This window comes from Kitasatospora sp. NPDC090308, assembly GCF_044769485.1.
GTDB classification, from domain to species: Bacteria; Actinomycetota; Actinomycetes; order Streptomycetales; family Streptomycetaceae; genus Kitasatospora; species Kitasatospora fiedleri.
On record NZ_JBIVXY010000004.1, the window covers coordinates 498,030 to 510,039 of the forward strand.

The 12,010-nt window shown below is 74.2% G+C and carries 9 protein-coding genes; 2 read left to right on the forward strand and 7 right to left on the reverse strand.

What is annotated here, in order from left to right; genetic code table 11:
* Positions 1–166: 166 nt before the first annotated feature.
* The 7 genes from ACIQVD_RS12845 to ACIQVD_RS12875 form a co-directional block, all read right to left on the reverse strand.
* Positions 167–2,788, reverse strand: a complete 2,622-nt coding sequence (locus ACIQVD_RS12845) for a carbohydrate-binding protein (protein ID WP_402288521.1) — start codon at positions 2,786–2,788, stop codon at positions 167–169.
* A 238-nt stretch (positions 2,789–3,026) separates the two neighbouring features.
* Positions 3,027–3,917 carry a carbohydrate ABC transporter permease gene (locus ACIQVD_RS12850; RefSeq protein ID WP_400684508.1) on the reverse strand — a complete coding sequence of 297 codons (891 nt, stop codon included), beginning with the start codon at positions 3,915–3,917 and terminating at the stop codon, positions 3,027–3,029.
* 12 nt (positions 3,918–3,929) lie between these two features.
* Complete coding sequence (locus ACIQVD_RS12855) at positions 3,930–4,892, reverse strand: carbohydrate ABC transporter permease (protein WP_111551719.1); 963 nt, start codon at positions 4,890–4,892, stop codon at positions 3,930–3,932.
* 153 nt (positions 4,893–5,045) lie between these two features.
* Positions 5,046–6,410: an ABC transporter substrate-binding protein gene (locus tag ACIQVD_RS12860; RefSeq protein ID WP_402288525.1), complete on the reverse strand. Its 1,365-nt coding sequence runs from the start codon at positions 6,408–6,410 to the stop codon at positions 5,046–5,048.
* Between the two features lie 197 nt (positions 6,411–6,607).
* On the reverse strand, positions 6,608–7,630 hold the full coding sequence (locus ACIQVD_RS12865; RefSeq protein ID WP_111551720.1) for a LacI family DNA-binding transcriptional regulator: 1,023 nt from the start codon (positions 7,628–7,630) through the stop codon (positions 6,608–6,610).
* 391 nt (positions 7,631–8,021) lie between these two features.
* Positions 8,022–9,116: an LLM class flavin-dependent oxidoreductase gene (locus ACIQVD_RS12870; protein WP_400684500.1), complete on the reverse strand. Its 1,095-nt coding sequence runs from the start codon at positions 9,114–9,116 to the stop codon at positions 8,022–8,024.
* A gap of 4 nt (positions 9,117–9,120) precedes the next feature.
* The gene (locus ACIQVD_RS12875) at positions 9,121–9,936 is read right to left on the reverse strand and encodes a GNAT family N-acetyltransferase (RefSeq protein ID WP_402288528.1); all 816 of its coding nucleotides are present in this window, start codon (positions 9,934–9,936) and stop codon (positions 9,121–9,123) included.
* 363 nt (positions 9,937–10,299) lie between these two features.
* On the opposite strand from ACIQVD_RS12875, the gene ACIQVD_RS12880 reads away from it, so the two are divergent.
* Positions 10,300–10,488: a hypothetical protein gene (locus ACIQVD_RS12880; protein ID WP_402288531.1), complete on the forward strand. Its 189-nt coding sequence runs from the start codon at positions 10,300–10,302 to the stop codon at positions 10,486–10,488.
* A gap of 143 nt (positions 10,489–10,631) precedes the next feature.
* Positions 10,632–11,990, forward strand: coding sequence for an LLM class flavin-dependent oxidoreductase (locus tag ACIQVD_RS12885; RefSeq protein WP_402288533.1), 1,359 nt, complete (start codon positions 10,632–10,634; stop codon positions 11,988–11,990).
* Positions 11,991–12,010 lie beyond the last annotated feature (20 nt).

The window sequence follows — 12,010 nt, forward strand, 5'->3', positions numbered from 1 at the left end:
CCTTGTTCGTGGACGGGCCCGGGGCCCGGGGCCCGCCCGCGGGTGCGGGCGGGCCTGGACGGGTGGTCACCGGGGCCGTGGTGCGGGCGGGCCCGGGCGGGTGGTCCGCCGGGGGGCCGTGGTGCGGACGGGCGGGCGGGGCCACCAGCCGCTGGTGCGGGCGGGGTTACCAGCCGCTGTTGCCGGTGCCGCGCTGGATGGTGAAGCCGCCGGTCACGTTCAGCGGGGCCTCGGCGGTCTGGGAGACCTTGGTGTTGGCGAAGGTGCCCCGGCCGGTGGCGTTGCCCTCGATGCCGTTGGCGCCGGTCCTGGTGATGGTCAGTCCGTCGACGCGCAGGTCGGCGATCTGCTTCTGCCAGGAGAGCAGGAGGCCGCTGTAGGTGGAGTCCTCGACGGTGTTGCCGTTCAGCACGACGGGCTGGGTGAGGTCGCTCTGGTCGGCGTAGATCCAGACCGCGCCGAGCTTGGAGTTCCAGTTGACCTCCATGCTGCCGGTGCGGCGCAGCACGTTGCCGGAGACGGTGGTGGTGCCGGTGAAGGGCTGGCCGAAGCGGGTGGAGACGGTGATGCCGGCGCCGGCGGTGACGGTGTCGGAGATCAGGTTGTCCTGGACGCTGTTGCCGCTGCCGCCGTAGACGGCGGCGCCGTTGGCGAGGGCGGGCAGCTGCACGGTGTTGTGCCGGAAGGCGCTGTCGGTGACGGCCGCGCCATCGGACCACATGGCCAGCGCGTCGTCGCCGGTGCCGCGGATGCTGCTGTTGGAGACGACGGCGCCGTTCACCGCGCCGTGCAGGTTGACGCCGTCGGCGTAGGTGTCGCGGATCCGCAGGTCGCTGGCCTGGAGTCCCTTGGTGGGCGCGTTGATCCAGAGGCCGACCTTGGTGTGCCGGATCCAGACGTTCCGGATGACGGAGCCGGTGCCGAAGTCGCCCTCGATGCCGGCCTGGCCGCCGGCGTCGTCGCGGACGGTGTTCTGGCCGTCGATGGTCAGGTTCTCGACGGTGCTGGTGCCGCCCTGCCCGTACAGGCCGCCCTTGAGGCCGGTGCCGCGCAGCACGGTGTACCAGACGCCCGCGCCGCGCAATGTGACGCCGGAGAGGTTGACGTGGTCGGAGACGGTGTAGGTGCCGGCCGGGAGGAACAGGCCCTTGCCCTGGCTCTTGGCCGTGTTCAGGGCGCTGTTGAGGGCGGCGGTGACGTCCGGGCCGCCCGGGGTGACGCCGAGGCTCGCGGCCGACAGGTAGCCGCTGGGCAGGGTCTCGGCGGTGCCGGTCTGTTCGGCCTCGACCAGGTCGAGGGTGTAGGAGGCGGCGGTGTCCCCGGCGTCCTTCTGGAAGCGCAGCACGGTGCCGGCCGGCAGGGTGCGGCCGAGGGTGGCGCGGGTCTCGTCGAAGAAGCGGTGGGCCTGCCCCTCGCCGGGGTTGTTGGTGTAGGGGTAGGCGCCGTAGACCCAGGCGTAGCGGGAGGTGAGCGACAGGTCGGGCAGGGCCTGGCCGTCCGCGTAGACGCTGAGGGTGGCGTCGAGGCCCTTGCCGTCGGCGCTGTCGGGGAGGGAGTAGCGCAGGTTGACGGCGTTGGCGGGGGCGGTGAGCTTGATCTCGACGTACTGGCCGGTCTGGGTGAGCTTGACGGCGCTGCGGCCGGAGGCTTCGGCGGCGGTACTGAGGTAGGTGCGGTCGGGGGTGAGGACGGTGCCGTTGGTGGTGCCGGCCTCGGCCTCGTAGCCGGTGAAGGGGAGGGTGGCGCCCGCGCCGGTGGGGGCCGGGGTGCCCGGGTCGGACGGCGAGGGGCTGGGGCTGCCGGTGCCGGTGGGGGTGGTGGGGGTGAGGCTGTCGAGGTTGACGTTGCCGCTGTCGGCGGTGGTGAACTTCAGCGCGACGGTGTTGGTCCCGGCGGCGAGGGTGACGGCCTGTCGGACGGTGGCCCAGCTGTCCCAGTTCGCGGTGGCGGGCAGCGTGACCTGCCCGGCGGAGGCGCCGTTGACCAGCAGGGTGAGCGTCTTGGCGGAGCCGGTGCCGTTGGCGTACCGGATCGTGACGCTGCCGGCGCCGGCCTGGCCGGAGGGGACGGTGAAGGCGGCGGTGGCGTTGCCCTTGTTGCCGTCGGTGAAGCCGCCGACGAAGCCGCTGCCGGTGTAGCCGGAGTGGTCGGCGGCGACCGCCGCGCCGCCGGAGAGCGCGGCGGACTCGGCCTCCAGGGTGCCGCCCTGGGTGGTGGTGCCGGTGGTGGCGGTCAGGTTGTCGAGGTTGACGTTGCCGCTGTCGGCGGCGGTGAAGGCGAGGGCGACGGTGTTCGCGCCGGCGTTCAGGGTGACGGTCTGCTCGCTGCCCGCCCAGGTGTCCCAGTTGGCGGTGGCGGGCAGCGTGACCTGCCGGACCTTGGTGCCGTTGACCAGCAGGCTCAGGGTCTGCGCGGAGCCGGTGCCGTTGGCGTAGCGGAGGGTGACGGTGGCGGCGCCCGCGCTCGGGGCCTGCACGGTGAAGGAGGTCTTCGCCGCGCCCTTGTTGCCGTCGGTGAAGCCGCCGACGAAGCCGCCGCCGGTGTAGCCGGAGTGGTCGGCGGCGACCACCGCGCCGCCGGAGAGCGCGGCGGACTCGGCCTCCAGGACGACGGAGGCGGCCCGGGCGCCGGTGGTGAACGTGGTCCACAGGGCGAGGCCGGCGACCAGCGTGGCGGCCGCGGCGAGGGCGGTGCCGCGGGTGGTGCGGCCATGGGTGGTGCGGCTGCGGACGGTCGCGGTGGCGCGGGCGGTCGCGGTGGCGCGGGACGTGCCGGGTGCAGGGTACACGTGGGCTCCCGAAGCTGACCGGGGCACGGCGGCTCCCGGTGGGTGGGGGTGGGGTGGGGGCGTTGCGGCGGTGCGGTGGTGCGGCGGCACCGGGCGAGTCGGACGGCCGACCGCCGCGGCCGGTGCCGGGTCGGTGGGGCGGCCGTCGTCCCCGGGAGGTCGGCACCGGGGACGGCGGCCCGCGCGGAGCGGGAGGGGCGGCCGACGTGGCGTCAGCCGACCTCCCGGCGGGCGGGTGTCAGCCCTTGAGGCTGCCCGCGGTCAGGCCCGCCATGATGTGGCGCTGGAACAGCAGGAAGATCACCAGCAGCGGGACGGCGGCCATCGCCATGCCGGCCAGCAGTTGGTTGGCGGGCATGTCGTTGGCGAGCGTGTTGAGGGCGACGGTGATCGGCTGGCCCTTGGGGTCGGGCAGCGTCAGCATCGGCCACAGGAAGTCCTTCCACACCCCGACCACCGCGAAGATGGACACCACGGCGAGCACCGGCCGGGCCAGCGGCAGCACCACGTGCAGCAGGATGCGGACCGGCCCCGCGCCGTCGATCCGGGCGGCGTCGATCAGCTCCTCGGGGATCTGGTCGAAGAACCGCTTCAGCACGAAGATGTTGAAGGCGTTGGCGCAGGCGGGCAGCCAGATCGCGAACGGCGTGTTGATCAGGTTGACGTGGATCAGCGGGATGTCCACCACCGTCAGGTAGGTGGGCACCAGCAGCGCGGACACCGGCAGCATCAGGGTGGCCAGCATCATCGCGAGGACGACGTTGCCGAGCACCGGTCGCAGCTTGGACAGCGCGTACGCCGCGCAGACGTCCACCAGCAGCTGGCACAGCAGCGCCCCGGCGGCCAGCAGCAGGGTGTTGAGGAAGTAGCGGCCCAGTCCGGTGCTGCTCCACGCCTGGCCGTAGCTCTCGGGGTGGAAGCTGTGCGGGATCAGGGTCGGGCTGGGGTCGGCGAGTTCGGCGGAGGACTTCAGCGCGCCGGAGACCATCCAGTACAGCGGGAAGACGAACGCCGCGGTGAAGGTGACCAGGACGGTGCCCAGCACGGCGCGGTAGAGCAGCCGGCCGAGCGGCCGGTCGAGTTCGGCGGGGGCGATCAGGGTGCGGGCGGCGGATTCGGCGGTGGCCATGGCGGGTTCCTCTCAGCCCTTGGAGCGGGTCAGGCGCAGGTAGAGCCCGGCGAAGGCGCCGAGGACGACGAACAGGACCGTGCTCATCGCGCTGGCCAGGCCGAAGTCGTTGTAGACGAAGGCGTAGCGGTACAGCAGCAGCAGGACGGTGACGGTGGCGTCGTTCGGTCCGCCGCCGGTCAGCACGAAGGGTTCGATGAACACCTGCATGGTGCCGATGACCTGGAGCAGCAGGGTGATCAGCAGGATGAAGCGCATCTGCGGGACCGTCACGTGCCACAGCCGCTGCCGGATCGAGGCGCCGTCGAGCTGGGCGGCCTCGTACAGTTCGCCGGGCACGCCCTGGAGGGCGGCGAGGTAGATCAGCGTGGTGGTGCCCATGTTGGCCCAGGTGGAGACCAGGACCAGCGAGAGCATCGACAGGTTCTCCGACTCCAGCCACTGCTGCGGGGGCAGGTGCAGGACCGCCAGCGCGTGGTTGAACAGGCCCGGGCCCGGGTCGTAGAACCAGCGCCACAGCAGCACGGTGACGATCGGCGGGAGCATCACCGGCAGGTAGACGGTCATCCGCAGGTAGGCGCGGCCGTGGCGCAGCTCGTTGAGGACGACGGCGGTGACGAACGGGGCGGCGAAGCCGAACACCAGGGCCAGCGCGGTGAACCAGAGGGTGTTGCGCCAGGCGGTGAGGAACAGCGGGTCGTCGAACAGGCGCTGGAAGTTGTCCAGGCCGACCCAGGTGGCGGGTTCGGTGAAGTTGACCTGCTGGAAGCTCAGCAGGAAGCCGCGGACGATCGGGTACCAGGAGAACAGCGCGAAGGCGAGGATGCCGGCGGCGAGGAACAGGTACCCGACGAGGTTGTCGGCGAGGCGGCGCCGCAGTCCCGCCCGGCGCGGGGAGGAGGACGGGGGCGGTGCGGGGTCGGTGGCGGGCCGCTGCTCGGTGGGGCGCGGCGCGCCGACGGTGTCGACCTTCATGGGCGGGTGGCTTTCGGCTCGGACGGGAGCGGGAGGACGGGCCGCCGGCTTGTGGCCCGGGCGGGAGCGGGCGGACCGGCGGGGGCGGGCGGGGCGGGCGGTCGGACGGGGCGCGGCCGGCGGCGGCGGGAGGTGGTCGGCCGCGCCCCGGGCTCACTGCGCGGTGGCGAGGATGGTGTCGACCTTCTTCTGCGCGTCCTTCAGCAGGCCGTCGAGGTCGGCGTCCTGCTTGGTCAGCACGGCCTGCATCACGCCGTCCAGCACGGTGTAGATCTGCTGCGCGTTCGGCGGCTCGACCTTGACCTTCACCTCGGCGGCGCGGTCGGTGAACGGCTGGTAGTTGCGCTGCGGGACGTTGGCGTACTCGGCGTGCACCGCCCTGGTGGTCTCGCCGCTCTTGCCGTCGAACAGGTCGGGCTGGGGCAGGCCGATCGGGATGTCGGAGCCGGCCGACTTCTTGGTGGTCTCCTCCTCGCGGTCCGGGTTCAGGTACTTCCACTGGACCCAGGCGAGGCCGGCCTTGATCTTGGCCGGGGTGTCCTTGGGGTTGAACATGAAGCCGTCGCCGCCGCCGAGCGTCGCGGTGCCGGGCATCGCGGCCAGGCCGTACTCGTCGTACTTGCGCTCGAACTGCTTGACGATGGTGGGGATGTTGTCGGGGCCGGCGAGGTACATGCCGAGCTTGCCCGCGCCCATCATCTTCTGGACGTCGGGGATCTCCAGCAGTTGGCGGCTGCCCATGGTGTTGTCGGTCCACCGCATGTCGTGCAGGTACTGGAGGGCCTTGCGGGACGCGTCGGAGTCGACCGCGGCCTTCCACTTGCCCGAGTCGTCCTGGGTGGCGACGTCGCCGCCCAGCGAGTAGATCCACGAGGTCAGGTGCCAGCCGCCCTGGTTGTTCTTGGAGAAGTCGGCGTAGCCGGTGACGCCGTCGCCGAGCGCGGTGATCTTCTGCGCGGCGGTGCGGACCTCGTCCCAGGTGGTCGGCGGCTTGTCCGGGTCGAGCCCGGCCCTGGTGAACAGCTCGCGGTTGTAGACCAGGCCCATCGAGTAGTTGCCGGTGGGCAGGCCGTAGACCTTGCCGTCCCGGCCCTTGAAGACGTCCTGCAACGCGGGCTTGACGTCGGCGAGGGCGGGGACGTCCTTCAGGTAGGGGGTGATGTCCGCGGCCTGGTGGCGCTGGATCAGGCCGGCCGGGTCGGTGAAGTAGACGTAGTAGACGTCCTCCAGCTGACCGCCGGCGAGCTTCGCGGCGAAGGTCTTCGGGTCCATCATGCCCTCGTGGGCGTCGATCCTGATGTTCGGGTGGCTGGCCTCGAACGCCTTGACGTCGTCCTCGAAGTTCTTGCGGTCCACGGTCTGGGTGGCCGGGGGGAGGCCGTTGACGGAGATGGTGACCACTCCCCCGGCGTCGCCGCTGCCACTGCCGCTGCCGCCGCTGCCGCACGCGGTGGCGGCGAAGGCGGTGGCCGCGGCCAGTGCCACGGCGGAGACCCGGCGGATTCTGTTGCTGCCCATGCTGATTCGGACCTTCCGTGGATCCTGCAACCGCTTGCGCCGAGCCCGGCTCGCAGCGCAAACGGTGTGATGGATGAAGAGGCCCGGATCGGTGGCACCGGGCGCTCGTCGGTGACCCGAACACTGACATTGTGAACGCAAGAAGTCAACGGGATGACGCAACATGCTTGCGTTACGAACCGGTTTCGCGATCCCCGCTAGCCGCGGGCGGCCACGGTCGCGGGTGCCGTGCAGGTCGACCCGCGCACGATCAGCTCGGGCTCGAACAGCACCTCCTCGGCGGGCAGCCGACGGCCCTCGATCTGCTCCACCAGCGCCTTCGCCGCCGCGGCGGCCATCGCGGCGACGGGCTGGCGCACCGTGGTGAGCGGCGGGTCGGTGGCGATCATGTACGGGGAGTCGTCGAAGCCGACCACCGAGACGTCCCGCGGCACGACCAGCCCCTCCCTCCGCAGCCGCCGGATCGCCCCCAGCGCCAGCGCGTCGCTCGCGCACACCACCGCGCTCGCCCCGGCCTCCACCAGCCGGGGCGCGGCGGCGGCCCCGCCGTCCATCGAGAACATCGCGTGGGCCACCAGCCGGCTCAGCTCCCCCTCCCGCCCGCGGCGGCGCAGGTGCCGGGCGAACGCGTCCAGTTTGCGCACGGACGGCACGTGTCCGGCCGGGCCGAGCAGCAGTCCGATCCGCTCGTGCCCGAGCGCCTCCAGGTGCGCCACGGCCTGCTCCACGGCCGCCGCGTCGTCCACCGAGATCAGCGCCGAACCGCGGTGCCCGTCCGCCGCGTTGATCAGCACCACCGGCACCTCGCGCTCGCGCAGCGCCCGCCCCTGCTCGGGCCCGGCGTCCGCGTAGCTGGCCCCCACGAAGACGATGCCCGCCACGTTCTGCCGCAGCAGCATCTCGATGTAGTTCGCCTCCGAGACCCCGTCGGCCGTCCGGGTGCACAGCACCGGCATCAGCCCCTGCTTGCTCAACGCCCCCGCCAGCACCTCGCAGAACCCGGGGAACACCGGGTTCTGCAGGTCGGGCACCACCAACCCGACCAGCGGCGCCCGGTCCGAGCGGAACGCCGAGGGCCGCTCGACCCCCATCACGTCCAGCGCCGTCAGCACCGCCTCCCTGGTCTCCCGCGCCACCCCCGGCCGGTTGCGCAGCACCCGGCTCACCGTCACCGCGCTCACACCGGCGAACCGGGCCACCTCGTCCAGCTTCTTCGTCATGGCCGAAGCGTATCGAGCTTCACGCAAAAAAACGACCGAGTCATGAAAATGAACGAAAGCGGGTGCGCTACCGCTTGAGCGCGCGCGTCGGACGGTGGCGGCCCGGCAGCAGGGGCCGGGGCGGAGGCCGGGAAAGGAGGCTCGGACCGCGGCCGGGGGCCGGGGGCCGGAGGCCGGAGGCCGGGGGGCCGGAGACCGGGGGGTGCCCGCGCTGCGGTCCGCCCGGGGCCGGCGGGGTGTCACGGCCCCGCCGGCCCGGCCAACGGGTGAGGTTCCACGGTAGGGGCGGGGGCGGGAAAGGGGCAGGGGCCGAACGTCCCGGGTGGCGGGAGGTTCGGCCCCTGGGGGCGGGCGGCGGTCCGTCGGGCCCCGTGTCCCGGCGGGCGGGCCGTCAGAGCAGCGGGCGGACGTGCTCGGCGAAGGTGTAGGACTCCTCCAGGTGCGGGTAGCCGGAGAGGACGAACTCGTCGACGCCCGCGTCGCGGTACTCGGCGAGGCGGTCGGCGACCTCGCGGTGGCTGCCGACCAGGGCGGTGCCCGCGCCGCCGCGGACCAGGCCGATGCCGGCCCAGAGGTTGGGGGCGATCCAGAGCCGGTCGCGGCTGCCGCCGTGCAGGTCGAGCATCCGGCGCTGGCCGACCGACTCCAGGGCGCGCAGCCGCTGCTGTCCGGCGGCGATCGCGCTGTCGTCGAGCCCGGCGATCAGGTCGTCCGCGTCCTGCCGGGCGCGGGCGGCGGTGGCCCGGCTCAGCACGTGCACCCGCAGGCCGAAGCGCGGGGAGCGGCCCTGCGCGGCGGCCAGCTCGCGGACCCGGGCGATCTTCTCGGCGACCTGCTCGACGGGTTCGCCCCAGGTCAGGTAGGTGTCGGCGTGCCGGGCGGCGACGTCGAGCGCGGGGTCGGAGGAACCGCCGAAGTAGACCTCGGGCACCGGCTCGGGGGGCTGGCGCAGGTGCCCGCCCTCGATCCGGTAGTGCGGGCCCGCGTGGTCGTACGGGGTGCCGCGCCAGGCGGCCCGGACCACGTCGAGGAACTCGCCGGCCCGGGCGTAGCGTTCGTCGTGGTCGAGCCGGTCGCCGTAGCCGCGCTGTTCGGCGTCGCTGCCGCCGGCCACCACGTTGAGCAGCAGCCGGCCGCCGGAGAGGCGCTGGAAGGTGGCGGCGGTCTGCGCGGCGAGCGCGGGTTCGATCAGGCCGGGGCGGAAGGCGACCAGGAACTTGAGCCGGCGGGTGGCGGCGATCAGCGCGGCGGTGGTGATCCAGGCGTCCTCGCAGTGCGCACCGGTCGGGGTGAGTACCGCGTCGTAGCCCAACTGGTCGACTGCCTGGGCGAGTTGGGTGAGGTAGCCGAGGGTGGCGGGGCGGCCGGCCGGGGCGGCGGCGGACGCGCCGCCGATGCCGGTGCCGTGGGCCGCGCCGCCCAGGTCGCGGGCGTCGCCGCCGGTCGGCAGGAACCAGTGGAAGGCGGTGGTGGGGCGGTCGGCCATGGCGTCAGTTCTCCCGGTTCGAGGTGGTGCCCGCGGGGACGGCCGGGCCGGCGTCCAGGGGGGTGCGGACCCGCAGGAACGCGGTGTGGCGGCGCAGCGTGAAGCCCAGCGACTCGTACAGGGCGATCGCCCGGGTGTTGTCGGCGGCGGCGTGCAGGAACGGGGTGTCGCCGCGCTGCTCGATGCCGTGCGCGACGGCCCGCACCAGGCGGGTGGCGTGGCCGCGGCCGCGGTGGTCGGGGTCGGTGCAGACGGCGCTGATCTCGGTCCAGCCGGGCGGGTGCAGGCGTTCGCCGGCCATCGCGATCAGGCGGCCGTCCCGGCGCAGGCCGAGGTAGCGGCCGAGGGCGATGGTGCGGGGCAGGAACGGGCCGGGGCGGGTGCGGGCGATCAGGTCGAGCATCTCGGGGACGTCGGCCGGGCCCAACTCGACCGCCTCCGGGGCGGGTTCGGTGCGCAGCGCGGTGGCGACCAGCTGGACGCCGTGGCCGGACTCCAGCACCTCCCAGCCCGCGGGCGCGGCGGCGGCGCCGGTGACGGGGGTGGTGCTGCCGGGCGGTCCGGCCAGCGCGGCGAGGTCCTGCCAGGCCAGCGGGTCGGCCGGGTCGGCGAGCGCGGTGAACGGGGAGACGTCCGCGGGGTAGCGGGCGGCCCGGCCGCGGCGTTCGGCGAGGTGGGCGTGCGGCCCGGCGAGGGCGGCCCAGGCGGGGTTGTCGAGGACGTGGGCGGCTGCGCCGGTGGCGGCACCGGCGGTGTCGGCGGCGGTACTGGCGGTGGCGGTACTGGCGGTGGGCGCGGGCAGGGCGGTGCGCGGGCTCATGGCGGGGCGGGCTCCTGGTACGGGTGGACGGGCGGCGCGGTCTCAGTCGGCCGGACAGAGCGCGCTGCTGACCCGCAGCAGGTCGACCGGTCGGTCGAGGTACACCGCGCGCTCCGCTGGCCGCACCACCCCGCACCCCCCGGTCGCCTCGTCGCTCGGCCGTCGCTCGTCGCTCGTCGGTTGTCGCAGTCGTCGCTCGTCGCCCGCCGCGCCGGCTGTCGCGGTCGTGGTCGCGGCGGCACCGCGTCACGGCCGCGCCGCTCCGTCGCGTCGTCGTCCCTCGTCCTGGTCAAGCTAGGCCGGGCCCGGACGGGATGTCAACGGCCGCCCGGCGGGCCGGAGTCGGCGGTTCGTTACCGCTGTATGAACAGCGTTGTGCCGGGCCCCGGTGCGGAGTTACGGTGCGAGGACGGCGGCACCCGGGCGGTGCCGCGGGACGCGGACGGGGAGGTGACGGCGGTGCGGGCACTGGAGCGCGAGGTGTACCTCGACCGGCCGGTCGACCTGCTGCGGGTGAGCACCGCGCTCTGTCCGGCCGGCCCGGTCGGCTGAGCCCGCACCGCCCCGCGCCCTCCGCTCTCCCCCGCCCCTCCCGGCCCCCTCTCCCCACCGCCGCAGCCGCACCCCGGCCGCGCCCTCGGTGCCCGCCCCGACGCGTTCGCCAGCCCCTCCCGTGAACAGGAACCGGTCCCGCCATGCCCGCATCGCCAGCAGCATCCCCCTCCCCCGAGGCGTCCTCCGCCGTTCCCGCCGTTCCCGCCGTCCCCGCCCCGCTGCACCTGGCCGTCGCGCTGGACGGCGCCGGCTGGCACCCGGCCGCGTGGCGGGAGCCGGACGCCCGGCCGAAGGAGCTGTTCACCGCCCGGTACTGGGCGGACCTGGCGGCGGAGGCGGAGCGCGGCCTGCTCGACCTGCTGACCATCGAGGACGGGCTGAGCCTGCAGTCGGAGCACCCGTTCGAGCCGGACGCCCGCACCGACCGGGTCCGGGGCCGGCTGGACGCGGTGCTGGTGGCGGCCCGGATCGCGCCGCTGACCCGGCACATCGGGCTGGTGCCGACCGCGATCGTGACGCACACCGAGCCGTTCCACCTCTCCAAGGCGGTGGCCACCCTGGACTTCGTGAGCGAGGGCCGGGCCGGGCTGCGGGTGAGGGTCTCGGGGCGGGTCGACGAGGTCGGGCACTTCGGCCGCCGCGAGCCGCGCGAGCTGCGGCTGGACGACCTGGACTCGCCCGCCGCGCTGGCGGCGCTGGCGGAGTCCTTCGGCGAGGCCGAGGACTACGTGGAGGTGCTGCGCCGGCTGTGGGACAGCTGGGAGGACGACGCGGAGATCCGGGACGCGGCGACCGGCCGGTTCATCGACCGGGAGAAGCTGCACTACATCGACTTCGAGGGGCCCCGGTTCTCGGTGCGCGGCCCGTCCATCACGCCCCGCCCGCCGCAGGGCCAGCCGCCGGTGGCGGCCCTGGCCCACCGCGGCGAGCCGTTCCGGCTGGCGGGCCGCTCCACCGACCTGGCGTTCGTGACGCCGCACGACGCGGAGCAGGCCCGGGCGATCGTGGCCGAGGTGCGGGCCGCCCAGCGGGAGGCCGGGCGGGCCGCACAGACCGTGCACGTCTTCGCGGACCTGGTGGTGTTCCTGGACGACGAGCCGGGCGCGGCGGCCGAGCGGCTGGCCCGGCTGGACGCGGCGGCGGGCGCCGAGTACACCAGCGACGCCCGGGTCTTCGCCGGGACGCCCGCCGAACTGGCCGACCTGCTAGCGGAGTTGGCGACGGCCGGGCTGACGGGCTTCCGGCTGCGGCCGGGCGCGCTGCCGTACGACCTGGAGCGGATCACCCGCGGCCTGGTGCCGGAGCTCCAGCGCCGCGGGCTGTTCCGCACCGCCTACGAGGCGTCCACCCTGCGCGGGCTGCTGGGCCTGCCGCGCCCCGCCAACCGCTACGCCGCCGCACCCGCCGAGACCGCCGGTACCGACCCCGCGTCCACCGCGTCCACCGAGACCGGCCCCACGGCTGCCGCCACGGCCGACGCCACCGCCGTCAGCGCCTGAACTCCGAAGGAACGCAGCAG

Bases quoted from the DNA above. Each gene is read 5' to 3' on its own strand.
- ACIQVD_RS12850 (WP_400684508.1), bottom strand. From the start codon at position 3,917: ATGGCCACCGCCGAATCCGCCGCCCGCACCCTGATCGCCCCCGCCGAA.
- ACIQVD_RS12855 (WP_111551719.1), bottom strand. From the start codon at position 4,892: ATGAAGGTCGACACCGTCGGCGCGCCGCGCCCCACCGAGCAGCGGCCC.
- ACIQVD_RS12860 (WP_402288525.1), bottom strand. From the start codon at position 6,410: ATGGGCAGCAACAGAATCCGCCGGGTCTCCGCCGTGGCACTGGCCGCG.
- ACIQVD_RS12865 (WP_111551720.1), bottom strand. From the start codon at position 7,630: ATGACGAAGAAGCTGGACGAGGTGGCCCGGTTCGCCGGTGTGAGCGCG.
- ACIQVD_RS12870 (WP_400684500.1), bottom strand. From the start codon at position 9,116: ATGGCCGACCGCCCCACCACCGCCTTCCACTGGTTCCTGCCGACCGGC.
- ACIQVD_RS12875 (WP_402288528.1), bottom strand. From the start codon at position 9,936: ATGAGCCCGCGCACCGCCCTGCCCGCGCCCACCGCCAGTACCGCCACC.
- ACIQVD_RS12880 (WP_402288531.1), top strand. From the start codon at position 10,300: ATGAACAGCGTTGTGCCGGGCCCCGGTGCGGAGTTACGGTGCGAGGAC.
- ACIQVD_RS12885 (WP_402288533.1), top strand. From the start codon at position 10,632: ATGCCCGCATCGCCAGCAGCATCCCCCTCCCCCGAGGCGTCCTCCGCC.